The organism is Desulfosporosinus burensis (assembly GCF_054657535.1).
On sequence record NZ_BAAHYN010000005.1, the window covers coordinates 242,283 to 262,944 of the forward strand.

The 20,662-nt window shown below is 43.7% G+C and carries 22 protein-coding genes and 3 riboswitches; all 22 genes read right to left on the bottom strand.

The window, feature by feature from the left end:
* Positions 1-59 precede the first annotated feature (59 nt).
* The 22 genes from ACYQ3Q_RS10565 to upp all read right to left on the bottom strand — a co-directional run bounded on the left by ACYQ3Q_RS10565 (position 60) and on the right by upp (position 20,662).
* On the bottom strand, positions 60-1,928 hold the full coding sequence (locus tag ACYQ3Q_RS10565) for a flagellar assembly protein A (RefSeq protein WP_459928519.1): 1,869 nt from the start codon (positions 1,926-1,928) through the stop codon (positions 60-62).
* Between the two features lie 3 nt (positions 1,929-1,931).
* Entirely contained in the window at positions 1,932-2,189 is a 258-nt protein-coding gene (locus tag ACYQ3Q_RS10570) for a hypothetical protein (protein WP_459928520.1), read from the bottom strand.
* Between the two features lie 110 nt (positions 2,190-2,299).
* Positions 2,300-3,604: an ATP-binding protein gene (locus ACYQ3Q_RS10575; protein WP_459928521.1), complete on the bottom strand. Its 1,305-nt coding sequence runs from the start codon at positions 3,602-3,604 to the stop codon at positions 2,300-2,302.
* 230 nt (positions 3,605-3,834) lie between these two features.
* Entirely contained in the window at positions 3,835-4,107 is a 273-nt protein-coding gene (locus ACYQ3Q_RS10580; RefSeq protein ID WP_459928522.1) for an STAS domain-containing protein, read from the bottom strand.
* Positions 4,108-4,135: 28 nt separating this feature from the next.
* Positions 4,136-5,179, bottom strand: a complete 1,044-nt coding sequence (locus ACYQ3Q_RS10585; RefSeq protein WP_459928523.1) for an HD-GYP domain-containing protein — start codon at positions 5,177-5,179, stop codon at positions 4,136-4,138.
* Between the two features lie 119 nt (positions 5,180-5,298).
* Positions 5,299-5,383: riboswitch (cyclic di-GMP riboswitch) on the bottom strand.
* A gap of 389 nt (positions 5,384-5,772) precedes the next feature.
* Positions 5,773-5,828, bottom strand: a riboswitch (cyclic di-GMP riboswitch).
* A gap of 642 nt (positions 5,829-6,470) precedes the next feature.
* Positions 6,471-6,554, bottom strand: a riboswitch (cyclic di-GMP riboswitch).
* Between the two features lie 344 nt (positions 6,555-6,898).
* Entirely contained in the window at positions 6,899-7,651 is a 753-nt protein-coding gene (locus ACYQ3Q_RS10590; RefSeq protein ID WP_459928524.1) for a M23 family metallopeptidase, read from the bottom strand.
* A gap of 34 nt (positions 7,652-7,685) precedes the next feature.
* Entirely contained in the window at positions 7,686-8,627 is a 942-nt protein-coding gene (spoIID, locus tag ACYQ3Q_RS10595; RefSeq protein WP_459928525.1) for a stage II sporulation protein D, read from the bottom strand.
* A 124-nt stretch (positions 8,628-8,751) separates the two neighbouring features.
* Complete coding sequence (gene murA / locus ACYQ3Q_RS10600; RefSeq protein ID WP_459928526.1) at positions 8,752-10,002, bottom strand: UDP-N-acetylglucosamine 1-carboxyvinyltransferase; 1,251 nt, start codon at positions 10,000-10,002, stop codon at positions 8,752-8,754.
* A gap of 339 nt (positions 10,003-10,341) precedes the next feature.
* Entirely contained in the window at positions 10,342-11,007 is a 666-nt protein-coding gene (locus tag ACYQ3Q_RS10605) for a hypothetical protein (RefSeq protein ID WP_459928527.1), read from the bottom strand.
* Between the two features lie 248 nt (positions 11,008-11,255).
* Positions 11,256-11,663 (bottom strand): F0F1 ATP synthase subunit epsilon, encoded by a 408-nt coding sequence (locus ACYQ3Q_RS10610; RefSeq protein ID WP_459928528.1) that lies wholly within the window; start codon positions 11,661-11,663, stop codon positions 11,256-11,258.
* 3 nt (positions 11,664-11,666) lie between these two features.
* Complete coding sequence (atpD, locus tag ACYQ3Q_RS10615) at positions 11,667-13,064, bottom strand: F0F1 ATP synthase subunit beta (protein WP_459928529.1); 1,398 nt, start codon at positions 13,062-13,064, stop codon at positions 11,667-11,669.
* Positions 13,065-13,100: 36 nt separating this feature from the next.
* The gene (atpG, locus tag ACYQ3Q_RS10620) at positions 13,101-13,946 is read right to left on the bottom strand and encodes an ATP synthase F1 subunit gamma (RefSeq protein ID WP_459928530.1); all 846 of its coding nucleotides are present in this window, start codon (positions 13,944-13,946) and stop codon (positions 13,101-13,103) included.
* Between the two features lie 24 nt (positions 13,947-13,970).
* Positions 13,971-15,479 (bottom strand): F0F1 ATP synthase subunit alpha, encoded by a 1,509-nt coding sequence (gene atpA / locus ACYQ3Q_RS10625; protein ID WP_459928531.1) that lies wholly within the window; start codon positions 15,477-15,479, stop codon positions 13,971-13,973.
* Between the two features lie 4 nt (positions 15,480-15,483).
* On the bottom strand, positions 15,484-16,050 hold the full coding sequence (gene atpH, locus ACYQ3Q_RS10630; RefSeq protein ID WP_459928532.1) for an ATP synthase F1 subunit delta: 567 nt from the start codon (positions 16,048-16,050) through the stop codon (positions 15,484-15,486).
* The gene (atpF, locus tag ACYQ3Q_RS10635) at positions 16,047-16,544 is read right to left on the bottom strand and encodes a F0F1 ATP synthase subunit B (RefSeq protein WP_459928533.1); all 498 of its coding nucleotides are present in this window, start codon (positions 16,542-16,544) and stop codon (positions 16,047-16,049) included. The genes atpH and atpF overlap by 4 nt, the downstream gene beginning before the upstream one ends.
* A 111-nt stretch (positions 16,545-16,655) precedes the next feature.
* A complete protein-coding gene (gene atpE, locus ACYQ3Q_RS10640) occupies positions 16,656-16,886 on the bottom strand; it encodes a F0F1 ATP synthase subunit C (RefSeq protein WP_459928534.1) in 231 nt (76 codons plus the stop codon).
* Positions 16,887-16,979: 93 nt separating this feature from the next.
* Positions 16,980-17,720, bottom strand: a complete 741-nt coding sequence (gene atpB / locus ACYQ3Q_RS10645) for a F0F1 ATP synthase subunit A (protein WP_459928535.1) — start codon at positions 17,718-17,720, stop codon at positions 16,980-16,982.
* On the bottom strand, positions 17,713-18,084 hold the full coding sequence (locus ACYQ3Q_RS10650; protein ID WP_459928536.1) for a hypothetical protein: 372 nt from the start codon (positions 18,082-18,084) through the stop codon (positions 17,713-17,715). The genes atpB and ACYQ3Q_RS10650 overlap by 8 nt, the downstream gene beginning before the upstream one ends.
* Positions 18,071-18,301, bottom strand: a complete 231-nt coding sequence (locus ACYQ3Q_RS10655) for an AtpZ/AtpI family protein (protein ID WP_459928537.1) — start codon at positions 18,299-18,301, stop codon at positions 18,071-18,073. The genes ACYQ3Q_RS10650 and ACYQ3Q_RS10655 overlap by 14 nt, the downstream gene beginning before the upstream one ends.
* A 138-nt stretch (positions 18,302-18,439) precedes the next feature.
* A complete protein-coding gene (gene wecB, locus ACYQ3Q_RS10660; protein ID WP_459928538.1) occupies positions 18,440-19,588 on the bottom strand; it encodes a non-hydrolyzing UDP-N-acetylglucosamine 2-epimerase in 1,149 nt (382 codons plus the stop codon).
* On the bottom strand, positions 19,551-20,033 hold the full coding sequence (locus tag ACYQ3Q_RS10665; RefSeq protein ID WP_459928662.1) for a deoxycytidylate deaminase: 483 nt from the start codon (positions 20,031-20,033) through the stop codon (positions 19,551-19,553). Before ACYQ3Q_RS10665 ends, wecB begins: the two co-directional genes overlap by 38 nt.
* Positions 20,033-20,662, bottom strand: a complete 630-nt coding sequence (gene upp, locus ACYQ3Q_RS10670) for a uracil phosphoribosyltransferase (RefSeq protein ID WP_034141326.1) — start codon at positions 20,660-20,662, stop codon at positions 20,033-20,035. Before upp ends, ACYQ3Q_RS10665 begins: the two co-directional genes overlap by 1 nt.

Here is a 20,662-nt window from a genome sequence, read left to right on the forward strand (position 1 = left end):
ACGGTAAACATTTATTTGCTTCCTCCCAGCCAGGAAGAGGTTTGGTTCCTCATATTCGTTCAAAATTCATTTGCATTTTCAACGATTAAATGTCCTTTACTTACTTGCGCCCGTAAGTATCTTCGGTGTTCTTGCACTACTTTTATATCCATTGCATGACGGATCACAATGCCCGGATAAGCAATAGCTGCTTCCAAAACACAATTGTCCAGCAAACTGATATTAACCTCGCCATCCTTGTTTGAGCCCAATTCCATAACTTTAATTCCCTCCCGTGCGCTGAGGTGCCCACCCCTGACTACCCCATTGTTAATTACTATCTTTCCTTCGGCATGTAACTGAGAAATAATACTTGCTTTTCCGGTAATAATGATATCACCGCTTGCCTGTGCTACACTGTTTTGCAGATAACTAACGGCAATATTTGCTGCATTCACGACTAACCCATCTACAATATTTAGAGAATACTGTAATTCTTGTATGAGTAATTCTATTTCATTTTGATGCTGTATGCGCAATGGTCCGAGATTACATAACTTTTGACTTAAGTGCTGAGTTATTTGCAAAAGATCAACTATAAGGCCTTGATTTTCTTCCTTCAGGACAATTTGGATTAACTCATAAATCGAGTGTGGAATATCCCTAAATTTATAGTCAATTAATAACTTGACAAGTTGACCCTCACCGTTTTCCTTGAGGTCACCTGTCGTAAAAGCACGCTGAGCTTTTAGCAACTCCATGGCCGCAAGTAAATTCTCAAGCCGGTTTAATAACTGGGTAAGCATCTCATAAATCCATTTGTAGGGAACGGCCAAACCACCTGCTTGTAGTCGGGACGAAATGGCATTTTTATTGACGACAATATCTCCATTGGCATACAAAGAAGCATGCAGGACATCGCCTAAAACCCGAATACTCCCACCCGCTTCGATTGAGAATCCGTCGTATACACTACCTTTTACAATAACATCGCCTTTAAATTTAATGTTTCCCACCGTGAGGTTCACATCACCCTCCACAATATAAACAGGACGTACAGATAAGTACTTTTTGCCGTATCCCTCCAGCACAGGCTTACCACTTCTTGTTGCAATGGCGACCGTACCCTCATTAATGAGTTCGACTCCATCTTTAATTAATATGGGAACATCTTTCGGCATTTTCGCTAATACCGGATTTTCTGTAACATCGATTCCTGGCTTGCCTGGGACAGGCGGTCTCTTAATTGCTACAATTTCTCCAAGAGAAACCGAATGTATTTTACCATTCCCATAGGGATTTCTTGCTGATACGCTCCAGTCTTCATCCTGAAAATTATACATAATCGAAGCATCTACGCTTTCAACAGGAGAAAGACCGGTTGCGATTTCTACAGTAAATTCTCCAGCTGTGTCTTGAACTGCTTTCATTATAGCGTCTTCCTGAATTCCAAAAACCACACCCTTGTTTTGTAATGCTTCCATGACATCTTCATATCGAATCGGAGCCGGTTCTTCTTCTATTACACATCCAGCTAAAACCTTAACTATCTGCATTGGCTTACAATCAATAAGGGCATACTTTTTACCAAACTTTTTCTTAACCACTAAAAAAGCTTTCATTTTATCTTCTATTATATTAATTTCCAGATCCACTGAGGGTGCAGTATCAAGAGTTTTGATCTCAACAGTATCATGATCGTTAATAAAGGAAGGAGTTTCTATTTTCTTTCCGTTGAGATAAATTTCGACATTGTCTCCGCCCATGATCAGAGGGAACCTACCTAATCCCCGCGGTGGGGTAAAAAGTAACTTACCGTTTCTGATCTCAATGGAACCATCGAAAACGTAGTCGGGAATTACTTCTTTTTTTTCCTGAATCCCCCGGTATAACTTTGTACGATGATGTTCTGATTTATCGTCAACAGTTTGTTTATTTCTAAAAGCCATGATTTAACCTCCGTCATATTTTATTACAAAAAACGCTAAATCATCTTTACTTTCCACGTTATCAATATGTCTGTTAACGTCTTCTAAGACTTTTTCCGCCAGCTCGCTAATATCAAGCTTCTTGCCATTATCACATATCAAATTCACCATGACCGGTTTTGATAAGTTTTCAAAAATCTCCAAATAATTGTTCTTTTCGCAGTTCAACAAGTAACCCGGCCTTCTGGAGTCTTCTTGCGCTCTTTTATAATTATCGTTCATATGCTCTTCCTTTATCACTTTCGATTTGATCAAACTTTGAACAGTCTTACAACAAATATCCTTGTACAACCGGAAAGTGGTTTTGCAATCAAATATTTTTGTCGCTAGATTCATGAATCCATAAGGTTCAGAAAATCCATAGCCAAAGAAGTTCCCCGCTCAGATGTTGAAAGATATATCTTATCTGCAAACCTATAAATAATACTAAACCCATAGCCCATGGAAACTGTGGTGGAAAACCCCTGCAGAAAAATCATATTGGGCAGTTTATCAAAGTCCATCCCCGGACCTTGATCAGCAACGCTGACCCGGACACCATGATCGAGCGCGCGAATTTGCATAATCCCGTACCCTGCGTGTTTAATGACATTGGTTACCGTTTCGGAAATACTTAGGACAATATGAGCCAAATGTTGCTGAGAACACCCCCGTTTTTCCAGATAAGCCGCAATCAATTCCCGGGCGGCATTCACATCTGTCACGGCGGCGATTATGACTTCCTCTTGAAACACTCCTTCACGTTTTAAAAGCTCAAACTCTCCCTCATTCAATAGATTAAACTTTCCTTGAGTTACCGCGTAAATGACATCGCGGTACACATGGAAAATCTTTTCCCTTTGCATCCTGGTATTTTGCAGGTCCCGTTCAATCATCTGCTGATAATTCGTCATCATGTCATTTGCTGCGTTTAGGGTATCCCCCAGGATTTCGAACTCATCTCCGGTTTTAATATAGATCCTGTGCTCGTAGTTTCCCATCCTAATTCTGTTTACGCCTGCCGTCATTTGTTCAAGCGGCTGGGGAAAACTTTTAACCTGCTTACTGGTTGTGTAAAATGTTAAGCCCAGAGAAAAAACAAAAATGGCCAGCTCCCAGAGTGCCAGTTTCCGTTCCTGGTGAAAAATATTTTCAGCAGCAATATGAAGACCAACAATGCCTACGGTTTGACCGTTGCTATTTTTGATTGGCGCATAACCGTACAAACCAGCACCCCACTGGCCGATCATTAATCTTTTATCGGCAATTGCACCAGCATAGGCCTGTTTTATAGCGTCTTGTCCGGTTGCATCGTAAACATCGCCGATATGGGAAGGAGCCTTCGTTTTCACATCAACGACAAATTCCCACTTTTCCCCCTCGCCTATCATGCGCATCGTATAAATATTCGTTATATCCGGGTTTACTTTTTGGATATTTTGGAGAACTTTCTGAATCTCCCGGTATTCCGCACAATCCTCGTCCGCCCTGGTCCGTAACCGGTCATGTGCCTGACCGTCCATTAGAATAGCAGCAGTTGAGGCTAAGCTGGTAACTCTTAGCTCATAGCGATTCTTTAATTCAAAGTAAAAAATAAAAAAATACGTACCGAGAGTCAACAACAAAATAAGGGTAAGCGAAAAGACTGAACTTAACATTATCCTTCGTCTCAGAGTCCCTTTCATTAGCCTTTTTCCCATACCCGCTGACCTCTTTCTTTTCCCTAAATACTGTCAAGTTCTAAATACCCACCCTTTCTAATCCTATCTCCGAAGATAACGGCTGGGCTAATTATTTGACCAAATATCCTCATACTTACTCTTTAGCAATCAAGTTGTCAAGCCTTTCGGAGATTCAAACACATCTCTGCCGCAAATTTCCGGCACACCTAAAATATCAAGCTTTCGTATATGAAAATCGGGATATTCTTAATAAATACATTAATTTTAAGTTTGCGAAGCGCCTGCACCGATTCAATAATCCCGGCAATACCTGTCGAATCAACAAATCTAACTCCTCCGAGATCAATGTTTAATTGGTCTAGGCCCTTAAAATAGTCCAAGCTTAATCGAAGAGCCTCGACGGTAGAGATATCTAAAACACCGGATAAGCTTAACAGTCTTTTGCCATCGATAATCTTGCTTTCTGTTTTTAATACCACTGTAAACCCTCCTCTCCAATTAAACGAATCAAACCCCGTTTATCCTCATATCTTGGGTAAGATGAGCGACGCTAAAATCAACGGCATTTATCGAAAGACTTAAATCCTGGAGCAAATCCACGATTTTTTCCTTTTTCACGGGATGACCTTTCCAGTCTAAGATTATCCGTACAACCGGGCGTGTGGGAAGACCAAGGGGAATAGCAATCACAGTGCCTGTTTCTCCCGTATTTAGAGTGACTCTGGAATTTTCGGGATAAAGGTTTAAGCTACTTCGGAAAGCTTTAACGATATCTAAAGAGAAATTTTTATTGACTCTAGACAAAATCATTTCTAACGCATGATAGGGGGGGATCCCCGCCCTGTAGGGACGATCTGCCGTTAATGCATCAAAGACATCCGCCACAGCGACAATTTGAGCTCCATGGTAAATCGCTTCTCCGCTCAAACAGTCTGGATATCCTTGTCCATTCCAACGTTCATGATGTTGCCGGACGATTTTTAAAACTCCCTCTGAGAGAATTACAGACCTTAGCATTTGTTCGCCGCGGCCAGGATGTTGTTTGATGATTTCAAATTCCCCCGCAGTTAAACCAGATGGTTTATCGAGTATTTTACAGGGAATCATTAACTTTCCCCAATCGTGAAGAAGGGCACCAAGGGCCAAATTAATGAGCATCAACGACCCATAACCCATTTGTAAGCCAATGATTGTAGCTAGTAAAGCGACATTCACAGAATGGACATAGCTATAATAGTCATATGACTCTAATTCGCGAAGGTCAACGAGCAGTCCGGGGTTTTCCTTCGATTTACGAATCAACTTTGCCACAATTGTCGTTGCAGTATGTAAATAATCCTGGCGTATAAAATTAGGTTCGTAATAAAAGCGTTTCAATAAATTTAGATGGTGTTGATGCCCGGTAAACAACAGGGGGTCGGAATGGTTCTTATTGATCCATTCATAAGTAACTACATAAACTTCCCGCATTTGATCGCACTCTATAATGTCCTTCGTCACGGTTTTACCCTTTTCTAAAAGCAAACACCCTTGAGCATCGAACAAATCCAATTCCGTAGGCACTCCCAGGGAAAGACAATTGACAGATAATGGCCGTATATTAAGTTTCAGAAAAACCACCCCCAAAAATATAAACGCCACTCCTAAAAGGAATGGCGACATAAACCCTGTTCGGAAACCCGGCGATCATCACCCTTACGTGGAAGACCCGTAGCTTTGCGTCCCTACCTTTCGTTAGGTTTGCCTTTGTCGCAGCCCTGAAAGATGCAGTTTTCCGTATACATTAATTATCATAATTATGGTTATATATCGCAAAAGCCAATAGTTCATCTAATTAATCCTGTGCAGATTCGACCAGATCAATCTCAAATCTCAAATAAAATCCATGGCCAAGGAAGTACCCGCATTTGAAGGGGATAAGTAAATTTTTTCGGCATACTTATACATGATGGAATATAAAAACCGTTTATGCTGAATCTCGATCGGGTAGGAAGACACTTCAACCCGGCGGATTTCTATCCCTAATAATGGTTATAAGAGGACGTGCCGGATGCTTATAGGTCACGCTAACCACTTGACCCACTTCCCCTGAATTGAGCTTGACCAGAGTGTCTTTGGGATAAAGGGTGAACATTTAGCCCTTTTGCGATGACCCATGGCTTTGCGTCCCACCCTTTCGGATGGTTTGCCTTTATCCATTAATTTTTCAAAAGCAAAAAGACCAAGTTAAAACTAACTGGTACTTCAATGTTGTGCCAGTCTATAAAAACTTAGTCTCTTAAATATTTTTATATGAAGAATATTAATGAGTAACCGTAAAATAGATATGCAACCCTTTGCAAACGATCCGAGAATAATTTGTTTCCAATATTTGGGGGTAATTACATATATTACCCCCCCCCCCCCCCCCCCCGAACATCTGTTCTATATTTTTTCCGCATTCACTCGTTTTCATCTCTGATCAATCCTTTCGCGTTATGAACGTCACAATACATCCCTGCAAACACGACTTTTTAAGCATATCCGAAAGCATAACTTTCATCGGGATACATAAGTGCAACCTCGGCTTCCGCCTCGCCAACGCAAGCCGGGTTTTATTTAGGCTATTCAGAATAGCATAAATCTCTCGGCGCACAAGTGAAAACTTAGGCTTCCGCCGATCCGCCGGCGCCTAAAATGCTTGGCGCAAGCCAAGTTTTCTTTGTATCTAGGTGTATTCTACTTCATTCTCCAAGAATTTGCTTTTTCCTGCTATTATCTGCAATATGGTAGAAATAGTTTTTCCGGAAAGGGGACTCTCTGCATATTATGAAAGGATTCCACCAACCAACGACAGATCCCTCTGGGTAACCTGGCAATCGTCAGCCGAACTGGACGACCCATAGCTTTGCGTCCCTTACTTTCGCCAGGTTTGCCGTTGTCATTGCTTGCATATTCTTTTTTGTTTTTCCACAAAACGACAATACACACTACTGTTTGCTATGCTATATTCTTTGTAATCTCAGGAAATCCTTCCTTGTTTTTTGTTTGTTTGTTTTTTTGAATAGTTGCTATAGTTTATATATATTCTCATCCAAAAGAGAAGGCCTCAAAATGCCTTCCCCAAAATAAATTCTATACTTCTAGGGGTATTTCAACAAGGCCGAAGGCTGGTATACTTTCACTGAACACAAAAAACAGGAGCATTCTAACCTCACTTTTTTAACGATTAATAAGGAATATTTTTTGCCTTAGCAGGGATAACAAATCGTGTAACCACTGTGTATTTTTTTAATTGAGATCTGGCCTTTGAATTTCATTCCCATGCCAAAGTTCATAATGAAGTTGTGGTTGATCACTAACCCCCTCCGCTCCAGGATACAATCCCACTTGACCTAGCGCTTCTTGAGCCTCTACCGTTTCCCCTACTTTAACTCGAAGGTTATCTAGTCCGCCGAATGTGACTAACCAACCTTCTCCGCAGTCTAAAGTTACTTTTTGACCTAGCAGAGGATCCGACCCTGAAAAGGTGACCTTTCCTCCTTGCGTAGCCCGGATCACGGTTCCTTCCGATACTGCGTAATCAACACCAGCATGAAAGAGATAATTCCCTAAAGACTCAGAGTAATAATTACCAATTCTTCGCAAGGGGCTCCCATATACCGGACATTGAAAATCACTTAGTTCAAGAATTTTTTCATTGAGATTATTCTTCCCGAGTACAATCATAAGTTCTTGCTGTGTTTCTTGATCTTCTTTCGTGCTCTTTGAGCGGTCTTCCGTCTGAGTATGCAAAATTTCGTTTGCTCCACCGGTCCTTGTATCCAGAACTGTATTGACTGACACGGCTTGAGCTCCCTCATTGGTTATTGGCGATCTATTCTGGACAGATTCTGACAGTGTACTTCGATATCCTATGTAGACAATTAGGCTCCCTATAAGAATGAAAAAGCTCCAAACTAAAACCCCGCTTGTGGAAAATTTACCACTGTTCAATTGACTCACCTCTATACTAGCCTTGCCCAATAATATTTTTTTAGACAAACCAGTATCCCCAATACTATTGTAGTTAGAAAGTTTACTGCATATAACCTAACTTCATTAGCTTTGTTCCTGGGTAATAATGAGCCAGTATTTCCTCCACATTTCTATTGTTTTTGGCTAAATCGTTGGCTCCCCACTGTGACATTCCCACTGCATGTCCGTTACCATACGTCGTGACTGTCAGGCGATCTGGTTGTACAACCCATTCTAAATCTGTTGACGAGAGTCCCAGTAAGGTACGGAGTTGAGTCGTTTGATAGACTCTTCCCAACACTCGTACATTTTTTACTCTTCCGGCCGCCGTTCGACCAATAGTTTGAAAATCCCCTGAAGTAAAGGCTCTTGGTAAATCTTTAATTCCCAGTTTCTTATAAAGTTCTTGAGGTGTCCAGGTCACTATTTTGACATAACGTTGTGGATCTTCTTCCCCCGAACTAACATTTTGCAAATATTCACGGGATGAACTCCATACTTCTTCCGACCGTTCAGTGGGCTTTCTTCCGCTACTACTATGGTAAAGAGCATCGATATATTCCCCTTTTGATACGAGAACCAGCGCGCGCGTAGCCGCTACAACCTTTTCCAATTTACTCCGATACCGCCAGTAGTTGAGCCATCCCCACTGATTCTTCATTTGAGTATCAGATAACCATACCTGTGTTAATACCGTCGTGTCTACGTCATGGTTCGCATCGATTAGTTTATTTTGGCTTAACTTTTTTGCAGCATAGGTCCGAGCTGCAATTGCTTGAGCTTTTAAGGCTTCGACCTCAAATTCGGCAGGCATTTCTGCAGCAACCACGCCTATGAGATAATCCTCAAGTGGGAGTGCTTCAACCCCTCCATTGGGCATCAAAACCCGTATTTTCACATCATTCTCTAATTCCTGCTCTGTTTGCCAGCGTACAACACTCCAGGGTATTATAAAAATAATACATAGTGATAGTGCAATGAGCCAGACCCATTCTTTTTTCATAATAGCCCTCCTGCGGTACAAGCATTTTGCTTAAATCTATGCAGAAGGATTATGGAATATGGCACACCGAGAATACAAAAAGAACAAGAGTAGAATAATCTATTCTTGTTCTTTCATTTTACCCCTAATCCGCGCGTGTAATATTGGCTCCCAGGCGCGAGAGTTTCTCTTCCACTTTCTCGTAACCTCGATCAATGTGATGAATCCCTCGAATATCTGTCGTCCCATCCGCGGTTAAGGCTGCCAGGATTAAGGCGGCTCCTGCCCGTAAATCTGTTGCGGTGACAGGTGCTGCATTTATTCGCTGAATCCCTTGAACAATGGCACTCCGACCCTCAATCTTGATATCCGCTCCCATACGTTTTAACTCATCGACATGCATAAAGCGGTTTTCAAAAACAGTTTCCGTGATTAATCCTGTGCCCCTTGCTCTAGTCAGAAACGCCATAAACGGCGCCTGAAGATCTGTGGGAAAACCGGGGTGAACCTGAGTTTTAATATCGACTGAATTGTATATTCCATCTCCCCTGATCCGTATTCCGTCTCCTTCTTCCATCATACGAATTCCTGCTTCCTCCATTTTGGCAATCAGTGGCTTAAGATGATCCGCAATCACATTTTGAACTAAGACGTCTCCGCCAGTTGCCGCTGCTAGGAGCAGAAAACTTCCTGCCTCGATACGATCAGGAATGACTGTATGACTAGTACCATGGAATTCACGAACCCCTTCTATATGGATAATACTAGTACCTGCACCGCGCACCTTTCCACCCATCTCGTTTAGAAACGTTGCCAAATCGACAATCTCAGGCTCCTGTGCTGCATTCTCAATCAAAGTTGTTCCTTGGGCCATAGAAGCTGCCATCATTATGTTTTGAGTAGCTCCAACGCTAGGGTAATCCAGATATATACGAGTACCTTTTAAACCCTTAGTAGAAACATCTAAGAACCCATGATCCATTTTGACCTCTGCCCCTAAAGCCTCTAAACCTTTCAAATGCCAATTTATTGGGCGGGATCCAATGGCACAGCCCCCTGGATGCGAAATACGAACATGGCCTTTACGGGCAAGTAGCGGTCCCATAGTAACAATAGACGCTCTCATTTGAGATACAAGGTCGTAGGGTGCCTCAATACAATCTATCTCTTGGGCTTGGATGTAAAGAGTTGAGCCTTTCCGCTCTACCTTTGCACCTAATGCCGATATAACTCGATTCATTATGTTAACATCTAACAAATCTGGAGCGTCATCCAGTTGAATGGGTTCGGCACAGAGTAAACTTGCCGCTATAATTGGAAGGACAGCATTCTTGGCCCCACTCACTGTGATTGTTCCTTCAAGCGGTTTGCCGCCTGTAATTGTGAGCTTACTCAAATTCTGAAGACACCCCCTGTTCAGTACTAGTCAGAAAGTATAACTTTAGTGCAACTTGGCAGGCGCTGACCGAGACTCGAATTGGATGTTCGAATCTAGAACACAGCTCTGACTCGAACAAGGATGTTCGAGTTTGGAGCGCCGTGATGGCGATTTTAGGAACCATCGCCAAGAGTGGCAAGGTGCCGTTGGCGAGATGGGATCCCCTTCGCGAAGGCTTGACGCCAGCCAAGTTTCTTATTTTATTATTTCCTCTTATGATTATATTTCCGACTTGTTAATATTCTCTTTGCTAGGCCATTTTTCCTGCTTAATTTCGACTTTTTTCTCCAGCTGGTTCTAGAATTCTTTTAGGAGTGCCGGAATCGCTAAAACAGTCTGTCCATCAGTATTTTGCCCTCGGCTAAGAAGTTGAATATTTATCCTGTCTTGTCCAGCCATGACGCTCGTACCTATATTGCTCTGGTACCCTGCGATCGAAACCATATTATCTAGAAGGAACCATTGAGATGGAAGGATATTAGATTGACATAAATAGGCTGAGATATCGATCGCCTCAGGAATCCGTTCATCCAAATAGACTTTTACACCTTCCTTTGCAAGAATCGGAGAGATCGTAGTATACCAAGTATATAACATTCTTTCTTCAGTTTTATCTATAACCCGATGTCCAGTTAGCGTCGCCGCGCTATTCCCACGTTTTGTCTGCTGTTCTTCATGAGACCATATCCAATCTGGCATCGGACGTTGTGTCCATAGTTCAAGGGGTATAGTTCCATCTTCAGACCAGACTATGATACTAACTTCGGCTTCCTGTGACTGCACCTTTCCGTTATTAAGTAACAAGGGTGCTGCTGTGGTTAATGATTGTACTGGCTGATTGCTTTGCAAGACTCCCTCAATAACCCAAGACTTAAATCCGATCAGCATAAGGCAACCTATTACTATTAATAATACACCTTTTCTGGCTAAATGGAATTGCGGCAGTGTTAAACCCATAAACATCTGAGACCTCTTTCTCATACTATAAGCTTAACTTTAGTTTTACCAAATAGTGAGAAAGCTAACATACCCTGAGCTTATTTTTTTCTTTAGTGATAGCCTGAGTTTAATAGCTAAGATTTTGCTGGTGCCAAGCTTTAGCAAGACCCCTGGCATAAACAAGAAAAGGGCCCAAATTAGGGACCCTTTTCTTGTTATGCAGTTACGCAACTAAAGAGATCTAGTAAAAAATCTACTTCAGCGTACTTTGTTTATTTATTGTCACTAGAGGCACTAATTCGGGCAGCGGCTCGACGCAAAGCATACTCCGCGCGACGTAGGTCGATTTCATTGTTCCGTGCCGCCAAACGCTTCATAGCACGTTCTTTGGCCTCTACAGCACGAGTAAGATCAATCGCTTCAGCCAGCTCGGCCGTATCCGCAAGAACTGTCGCTGTGTTATCAACGACTTCAACAAAACCGCCCGTAATTGCAGCACGTTTGATGTCACCGTTTTTTGTGTAGCGTATGACGCCGACATCCAGTCCCGCGATTAAAGGGGAGTGATTTGGTAAAATCCCTAATTCACCTAACCCGCCGGGAAGAACAACAAACTCAACATCTTCTTTCAAGACGTTCCCTTCAGGAGAGACTATTTGGAGTGAGAATGTTCCTGCCATGGATTATTCCCCCAATGTCTTGGCTTTTTCGATCACTTCTTCGATGGGTCCAACCATAAGGAAGGCGGCCTCAGACAAGTGATCGTATTTTCCATCCGCAATTTCTTTAAAGCCGCGAATCGTTTCTTTCAAGGGCACATATTTTCCAGGCGAACCCGTGAATGCTTCAGCAACGTGGAACGGTTGGGACAAGAAACGTTGAATTTTACGAGCCCGGAAAACAATCAGTTTTTCCTCTTCAGATAGTTCATCCATACCTAGAATTGCAATAATATCTTGCAACTCTTTATATTTTTGGAGGATTTGCTGTACACGTCTCGCCACAGAATAATGTTCTTCTCCTAACACCAACGGTGAAAGAATCCGTGATGAAGAATCCAAGGGGTCCACAGCTGGGTAAATCCCAATTTCAGCAATTGAACGGGATAAAACCGTCGTGGCGTCCAAATGCGCAAACGCTGTAGCCGGAGCGGGGTCTGTCAAGTCATCCGCTGGCACATAGATTGCTTGTACAGAAGTGATCGATCCTTTGCGAGTGGAGGTAATCCGCTCTTGGAGTTGACCCATTTCCGTTGCCAAGGTCGGCTGATATCCAACCGCCGATGGCATCCGACCGAGCAAGGCTGAAACCTCAGAGCCTGCTTGTGTGAATCGGAAAATGTTGTCAATAAAAAGTAGCACGTCTTGGCCTTGCTCATCGCGGAAGTACTCCGCCATGGTTAGTCCCGTTAAGCCTACACGAAGACGAGCACCCGGAGGCTCGTTCATTTGACCGAACACCATCGCCGTTTTGTCAATAACGCCGGACTCTTTCATTTCGTTCCAAAGGTCGTTTCCTTCACGAGTACGTTCACCAACACCAGCAAAGACGGAAAGCCCACCATGTTCTTTAGCAATATTATTGATCAATTCCATGATGAGTACTGTCTTGCCTACTCCGGCACCCCCGAAGAGTCCGATTTTTCCACCCTTAGAGTACGGAGCGAGTAAGTCAATGACCTTAATTCCAGTTTCCAAAATCCGTGTCGAAGGCTCTTGATCCGCAAAGGCTGGAGCGGGTCGATGAATCGGATAATGGGTGTCGGAGGTGACTTCTCCTCCGTTGTCAATAGGCAAACCTAAGACACTAACCATGCGCCCAAGCGTTGATGGGCCCACAGGTACCGTAATGGGTGCCCCAGTGTCGACTGCATCAATACCCCGTTGCAACCCATCCGTAGAGGACATTGCAACAGTACGTACCGTATTATTTCCAAGATGTTGAGCTACCTCTAAGGTTATGTTAAGGTTCTGCTCAGGAACCTTAATCTGAATGGCGCTATATATTGCCGGCAGTTGGTCGGGCTTAAACTCAACGTCAACTACCGCTCCCAAAACTTGCAAAACCTTGCCGATATTCACAGGCGCGAAACCTCCTTTTTGGGTATTTCCGGCAGCTTATTCTAAGGAAGCTGCTCCCGAGACGATTTCGGATATTTCTGTCGTGATCGCTGCTTGTCGGGCTCTGTTCATTGCCAGCGACAGCTTATCAATCATAGTCTTGGCATTATCCGTAGCCGAACTCATTGCCGTCATTCGAGCCCCTTGCTCGCTCGCTTTTCCTTCTAAGATCGTCCGAAAGATCTGCGTTTCAATATACTTCGGCAACAGACTGTTTAGAATGTCTTCAGCAGACGGTTCAAAAATGTACTGTTTACCTTGTTTCCCTTCAGGTTGTTCGATCGGAAGGATTTTGATTTGCGAGGGCCTCTGGGTCATCGCTGAGACGAATTCGGTATATAGGATATACACCTCATCTGCTTCGCCCTGATCATAAAGGCGAACCACTTCCTGGGCAATCTCTTTGGCTTGGTTATAACTCGGGTTGTCCCCGAGTTTCGTATACTCAGCCAAAAACTCAATTTTACCGCGTCGGAAGAAATCTCGACCTTTGCGGCCTACAGTCACCAACTTAACCGGCTGCTGTGATTCAGAAATCAGCCCACTAGTCTTGCGAATGAGGTTCGCATTGTACCCTCCGCAAAGACCACCGTCCGATGTTATTAGCACATAAACTACCTTTTGCACTGGCCTTTTTTTCAAGAGCGGATGAAGAACATCCACTGGAGCCTGTGCAAGGCGTTCTAAGACCCCTTGCAATTGGCGAGCATAGGGGCGGGCAGCGTTAAGTTTTAGTTGGGCTTTTCTGAGTTTGGCCGCGGAAACCATTTTCATCGCCTTTGTGATCTGCTGCATATTGCGAACACTGCGAATCCGACGACGAATATCTTGTGTTCCTGCCACCTCATTCACCTACTCCTTTTTATTCTAGGCTAAAAATCCCTGCTTGAACTCATTAATCGCTTTTTCAAGCTCGGCGATCATTTCCTTAGAGAGCGCCTTTTCAGTACGAATCTTCTCTAACAGGTCAGCCTTCACGGAGCGCATGAAGCGCAGGTATTCTTCTTCAAATTTCCCAATCTTGTCCACATCAATTTCGTCGATAAATCCTTTAACTGCCGCGTAGATAACTATAACTTCTTCTTCAACAGGCGAAGGTGAATACTGGCCCTGCTTGAGAATTTCCAGTGTCCTCTGACCACGCGTAAGTCGCATTTGAGTAACTTTATCCAAGTCAGATCCAAACTGAGCAAAAGCTGCCAACTCACGATATGAAGCGAGGTCCAAACGAAGTTGTCCTGCGACTTGCTTCATCGCTTTAATTTGAGCGGAACCTCCTACCCTTGAAACGGAAATACCAACGTTAATTGCAGGTCGGAAGCCAGCGTTGAAGAGGTCAGCTTCGAGAAAGATCTGACCGTCTGTGATGGAAATCACATTCGTAGGAATATAGGCAGACATATCACCTGCTTGAGTCTCGATCACTGGTAGCGCAGTCATCGACCCACCACCAAGTTCATCCGACAACTTTGCTGCTCGCTCCAATAAGCGAGAGTGCAGATAGAATACGTCTCCAGGATATGCTTCACGACCGGGAGGGCGTTTGAGAAGCAATGAGAGTTCACGATAGGCTACCGCTTGTTTGGAAAGGTCATCGTAAACAATCAAGACATGCTGTCCATTATACATGAACTCCTCGCCCATTGCACAGCCAGCATAAGGTGCGATAAAGAGCATCGGTGCAGGTTCTGAAGCAGTAGCCGCTACGACAATGCTAAATTTCATAGCATCGTGGTCTTCTAACGTTTTAACAACACTGGCAACGGTAGAAGCCTTTTGTCCGACTGCAACATAAATACAAATAATGTCTTGCCCTTTTTGGTTAATAATCGTATCGATGGCCACTGCCGTTTTACCAGTTTGACGGTCACCAATGATCAACTCACGCTGACCGCGACCAATGGGTACCATGGCATCAATGGATTTAAGACCTGTTTGCAAAGGTTCATGAACGGATTTCCGAGATACCACGCCTGAGGCTATGGATTCAATTGGACGAAATTTATTCGTTACAATTTCTCCTTTGCCATCAATAGGTTGTCCTAAAGCATTAACAACTCGACCAATCAAAGCCTCGCCCACTGGGACTTCCACGATTCGACCAGTTCTCTTGACTTGGTCTCCCTCTTTAATTCCTAAGAAAGATCCAAGAATAACGCAACCAATATTGTCTTCTTCAAGGTTCATCGCCATACCGTAAACATTGTTTGGAAACTCTAAAAGTTCACCGGCCATGGCCTTTTCTAAGCCGTAAACACGGGCAATTCCGTCCCCAACCTGGATAACGGTTCCTACATCGACGATATCGACGGACGTCTCATAGTTCTCGATTTGTTGTTTGATAATAGAACTTATTTCTTCTGGACGCAAGTTCATCCTGTTATTTCACCCCTACTTCCTGAGGTTTCTCTGAGTTTCTACGCAACTCCACACGCATTCGGTTCAAAGCATGGGCGATGGTTCCATCCATTACGCGATCTCCGACCTGGACAAGAACCCCCCCAATGAGTTCAGCTCGAACTTCGCTGATTATGCGGACGTCTTTCCCTGTCATTCGCTTAATGGACTTCTTAAGATCGTCAAGCTGAGTAGCATTCAGTTCTATGGCACTGGCTACTTTCGCTTCTACGACTTGACGCGCTTCATCCGCCAGTCGACTAAACTCACGTTGAATGAGCGGCAAGAGGTTTTCCCTTTTGCGGTCAATCAACAGGTAAAAGAAACGACGTGTTACTTCACCAAACTCTTCTCCCAGCAACTTTTCCATGATCGATTTCTTGACGCTGAGAGAAATATGCGGATGAAGTAATACCCCTTTAACCTCTGCGTTTTCTTCCACCAACTTTGTCAGTTCTCGCAGATCGCTATCAATCGAATCAAGGGACGTCTCGGAGGCGATTTCAAACAAGGCCTGGGAATACCTTCGAGCAAGTGATCCATTTATCATTGCATTTCCCCTACTTCTTGAATGAATTGTTCAATGAGCTCTCCTTGACCCTTCATGTCAAGCTTCTGGCGAATGATTTTCTCAGCCACTAAGACGGACATATCGGCGACTTGTGCTTTAACCTCAGAGATCGCCCGGTCACGTTCGCGTTCGATTTCCACAAGGGCAGATTTCTTGATCTTTTCAGCTTCTTCATGAGAAGCAGTTAAAATTTCTTTCGCACGGTCTTCGCTAACCTTTGTTGCCTTAGCGATCACTTCCTGAGCTTCCTGGCGAGCTTTACGCATTTCTTCTTGGTACTCGCGTTTTATTTTCTCAGCCTGTTGACGTTCATTTTCTGCCGAAGCAAGCATGTTTTCAATGTTTGTCCGCCGTTCTTCCATCATTTTCATCAGCGGTTTCCATGCTAATTTACTAAGGAAATAAACGAGCAACAGGAAAGATAAGACCGTAGCCACTACCGTATAGTCAAATTGAATAGGATTCCCACCCAATGGTCTACCCCCCTCTCGAGTCTGTTGACGTCGGGATGATTTTTTTCAAGGGGGAACTCTCGTTCCCCCTTGAATTAAGTTGGGCCTTATTCCTAAGCCCAGCACACGAACTTACTTTGTGAACATGAGCAGCAGGGCAACAACCCAGGTAAGGAGTGGCAAAGCCTCGATCAAACCGACACCAATAAACATCGTAGCTTGTAAGGTTGCTTTAGCCTCTGGTTGGCGAGCAATGCCCTCAACCGTTTTACTAATAACATTACCATTACCAATTGATGCACCAAGGGCTGCTAATCCAGCAGCAATCCCTGCACCAAGTGCAGCAGCAGCAGATACGTCCATGGGATTTCCTCCTTTCTTGTTTCCAAAAATTAATAAGTATTATTCCCTCAGTGAGTGTCAAGCATCACTGAAAACTAACACGGAGCAATGTGTTTAATGGGATTCTGTGACAGCCTGTGAAACGTAAGCCGTCGTCAGTACAACAAACACATAAGATTGAATAGCTCCCACGAAAATACTAAAGGCTAGCCAAATCGTCGTAGGTAAAATCCCAGGCAGAACCCAAATCCCAGGGAGCATAAGAATAACCCCTAGTAGAATTTCACCAGCAAAGATATTCCCGAAAAGACGGAAGGCCAGTGTCATCGGCTTGGAGAGTAAGTCAATCGCATGAATGATCGCGAATACTGGATGCGGCTCTACAAAATGGTGAAAATAATGGAGTCCTTTTGTCTTGATACCCAAATAAACAACCAAGAAAATGGTTAACAAAGCTAAAGCCATTGTAGTGTTGATATCTGCGGTAGGCGACATCATGGATGGACTTGCAAAAATATGACCTAACTGTGCAAAGTGAACATCGTTAAATAGACCAAACGTGAAGTTGGGAATAAGGCCAAGCATATTGGAAAAGAAAACAAACATGATCAACGTCACCAAATAGCTTAGCAGTGGACGTCCCTTCTCATAGTCCATATTGTCAGATACAATGCTACGAACAAAATCTACAATATATTCCAAGACGTTTTGCATTTTACCAGGTTTACCACTCGTTAAATTGCGGACTCCCATGTAGCAAAACGCTATAACAAGGGCCATCGATATCCAGGTCATGATCAGGGTTTTTCCATGAAAGGTCATACTTCCCAAATGCCACAAAACTGTTTCATGCACTTCTTTTATCACCCCTTTCTTCATTAATTTTATTTATTGCCACAATGATAAAGGATATTGTCACCCCTGTAACAATTCCTATTGCTAGGCTGAAAAGCCAGTCCCTCTGAAAACGAGCAACTGCTACAACAACCAGAGTAACCATCCCTAAGCGAGCGATTAGATTGCTGCGCATCCGCCTAAGTGCTAGACGGATTTCTAAGTCTGAGATGCGTAATGTTTCATGATGAAACCATAAAGTATAGCCGAATCCAACCCAATATCCCAGCAGACTGCCTAGAAAAGACTGCTGACCTGTTACGGCTATCACAAGCAATACGCAAGTGGTACCACTAAATAATGCTATAAAGCTACTCTTTATCATCTGACGCTCCAAACCTTTTTAAAATGACAACCAGGTAGCTCCCTCCAAGTATAAGTCCTAACAACATTAATAGGATCATTAACCACGGCTCAGTTCCCCAGCGGGTATCTAGATAACGACCTAGGAAAAATCCTCCAATTACCAAACCAGCCAGGGACGTTGATATATTTGAACCCACTGCAACCGCTTTCTGCCATGTTTTTGGGTTTTTTGCCATATTCACTTCGATCCTAACTTAATGAATGTAAAGCAAGCGTTACACATTTTTACAATTCACGCTACATTTTATATATTAGCATACTCTGGTAATACTTTGTGCTTTTTTTTACAGCATTGAAGAATTTTATGTCCACCCTCAATGTTCTTCAATAATTTTAGCAATTCTGCTTGCTGCATACCCGTCACCATAGGGATTACTCGCCAATGCCATCCTCTGATAAGCTGCTTGGTCACTCAGAAGACGCTTCAGCTCTAAATCGACACTTTCGTACTCCGTACCCACGAGGGATACTGTTCCCGCTTCCACTGCTTCAGGTCGTTCTGTTGTGTCTCGAACCACGAGCACTGGGATGCCCAGCGACGGGGCTTCCTCTTGAATTCCTCCCGAGTCTGTTAGAATTAAGTGTGATCGTGCCATCAGGTTTACAAAGGGCTCATAATCCATGGGTTCTACAAGATTAACTCGTGGATGAGAACCCAAAACCTCCGTTACTACCTTCCGCACTAGGGGGTTTCTATGGACGGGAAAAAGCACATGGGTATCGGGAAATAAATTCAGTGTACTCTTTAAAGCGTGATAAATTTGCCGCATAGGCTCACCAAGATTTTCCCGGCGATGGGTTGTGACAAGAATAATCCGTGTTTTTTCCTGTTTCAGGAGCACTTCAATGATAGGGTCAAGAAAATTGTACTTCGGTTTCACAGTCGCTAGCAACGCGTCAATAACAGTATTTCCGGTTACAAAAACCTTTCCAGGCGCTATTCCTTCGAGTAGAAGATTTTTTTCTGCTGTTTTTGTAGGGGCGAAATGATAATCTGCCAGAACGCTTGCCAGTTTTCGATTCATCTCCTCTGGAAACGGTGAATACTTATTTCCTGTCCGTAGACCGGCTTCAACATGACCCACTGGGATCTGTGCATAAAAAGCAGCAAGGGCCGCCACAAAAGTAGTGGTTGTGTCTCCATGTACCAGCACAAGATCTGGGAGTTCGCGCTCAAAAACCTCTTTAAGACCAATAAGAGCTCGGGTTGTGATTTCTGTTAATGTTTGCCCCTGCCTCATGAGGTCCAGATCAAAATCAGGGACGATTTTAAACAATTGAAGAACCTGATCTAACATCTCACGGTGCTGAGCAGTCACAATAACCTGACAGAAAATTTTATCCTTCTGCCGAAGCGCTTGGATCACTGGGGCCATTTTTATGGCTTCTGGGCGTGTTCCAAACACAACCATCACTTTTTTCCGCTTAATCACTCTTATGCTCCCTTCGAATATCTTCCCCATATTTAACCAATGTCAGTCCTGCTTCTTCGGCCATTTTGACAGCAAGCTGATCAGGATAAGCATGAGTATAGATTACTCGCTTTATCCCAGCATTAATTAATAATTTTGTGCACAGCACGCAAGGCTGATGAGTGGTATAGAGATCTGCTCCAGTAATAGCGACCCCATGCTTTGCTGCTTGTACCAAAGCATTTTGTTCGGCATGCACCGCACGGCAGATCTCATGGCGCTCCCCCGAAGGAACGCCTAAGCTCTGCCGTAAACAACCGACTTCATCACAATGTTGGAGTCCCGAAGGACTCCCATTGTAACCTGTACTTAAAATTTGTTTATCCTTAACCATGACAGCACCTACTTGGCGGCGCAAGCAAGTTGAGCGCCCAGCTACCACTAAGGCCATCTGCATAAAATAGCTATCCCAGCTAGGACGCTTTCCTTGTGTCATCATTTCGTGCCAAATAGCCGGTCCCCAGCATCCCCGAGACCCGGAACAATATATCCATGGTCATTCAACCGTTCATCCACTGCTGCGACAAAAATATCTACATCAGCATGGGCATTTTGCACAGCACGAATTCCTTCTGGAGCTGCGATCAGACACATTAATTTTATATTCTTTGCGCCACGATCTTTTAAAAACGTGATTGCTGCAGCCGCTGAGCCACCCGTTGCCAACATAGGATCAATCACGATAAGATCACGTTCTGCAATGTCAGGGGGTAACTTGCAATAGTATTCCACAGGCATAAGAGTCTCAGGATCTCGATAGAGACCGACATGCCCAACCTTTGCTGCTGGAATTAAACGGAGCATTCCATCGACCATCCCTAACCCGGCACGCAGGATTGGAACCAGTCCGACTTTTCGACCAGCCAGCACTTTGCTTTTTGCGATTGAGACAGGTGTCTTTACCTCTATTTCCTGAAGTGGGAAATCACGGGTAACCTCATAGGCCATTAACATCGCGACTTCTTCTACCAGTTCTCTAAACTCCTTCGAACCTGTTTTCTCGTCACGAATAAGGGACAGTTTATGTTGAATCAGGGGATGATCAAGTACTTGAAGCTTTGCCAT

Excerpts from the sequence above, each read along its gene's own strand:
- ACYQ3Q_RS10565 (WP_459928519.1), bottom strand. The coding sequence starts at position 1,928 with ATGGCTTTTAGAAATAAACAAACTGTTGACGATAAATCAGAACATCAT.
- ACYQ3Q_RS10570 (WP_459928520.1), bottom strand. The coding sequence starts at position 2,189 with ATGAACGATAATTATAAAAGAGCGCAAGAAGACTCCAGAAGGCCGGGT.
- ACYQ3Q_RS10575 (WP_459928521.1), bottom strand. The coding sequence starts at position 3,604 with ATGTTAAGTTCAGTCTTTTCGCTTACCCTTATTTTGTTGTTGACTCTC.
- spoIID (WP_459928525.1), bottom strand. The coding sequence starts at position 8,627 with ATGAAAAAAGAATGGGTCTGGCTCATTGCACTATCACTATGTATTATT.
- ACYQ3Q_RS10605 (WP_459928527.1), bottom strand. The coding sequence starts at position 11,007 with ATGTTTATGGGTTTAACACTGCCGCAATTCCATTTAGCCAGAAAAGGT.
- ACYQ3Q_RS10610 (WP_459928528.1), bottom strand. The coding sequence starts at position 11,663 with ATGGCAGGAACATTCTCACTCCAAATAGTCTCTCCTGAAGGGAACGTC.
- atpA (WP_459928531.1), bottom strand. The coding sequence starts at position 15,479 with ATGAACTTGCGTCCAGAAGAAATAAGTTCTATTATCAAACAACAAATC.
- atpH (WP_459928532.1), bottom strand. The coding sequence starts at position 16,050 with ATGATAAATGGATCACTTGCTCGAAGGTATTCCCAGGCCTTGTTTGAA.
- atpE (WP_459928534.1), bottom strand. The coding sequence starts at position 16,886 with ATGGACGTATCTGCTGCTGCTGCACTTGGTGCAGGGATTGCTGCTGGA.
- ACYQ3Q_RS10650 (WP_459928536.1), bottom strand. The coding sequence starts at position 18,084 with ATGATAAAGAGTAGCTTTATAGCATTATTTAGTGGTACCACTTGCGTA.
- ACYQ3Q_RS10655 (WP_459928537.1), bottom strand. The coding sequence starts at position 18,301 with ATGGCAAAAAACCCAAAAACATGGCAGAAAGCGGTTGCAGTGGGTTCA.
- wecB (WP_459928538.1), bottom strand. The coding sequence starts at position 19,588 with ATGGGGAAGATATTCGAAGGGAGCATAAGAGTGATTAAGCGGAAAAAA.
- ACYQ3Q_RS10665 (WP_459928662.1), bottom strand. The coding sequence starts at position 20,033 with ATGACACAAGGAAAGCGTCCTAGCTGGGATAGCTATTTTATGCAGATG.
- upp (WP_034141326.1), bottom strand. The coding sequence starts at position 20,662 with ATGGCAAAGCTTCAAGTACTTGATCATCCCCTGATTCAACATAAACTG.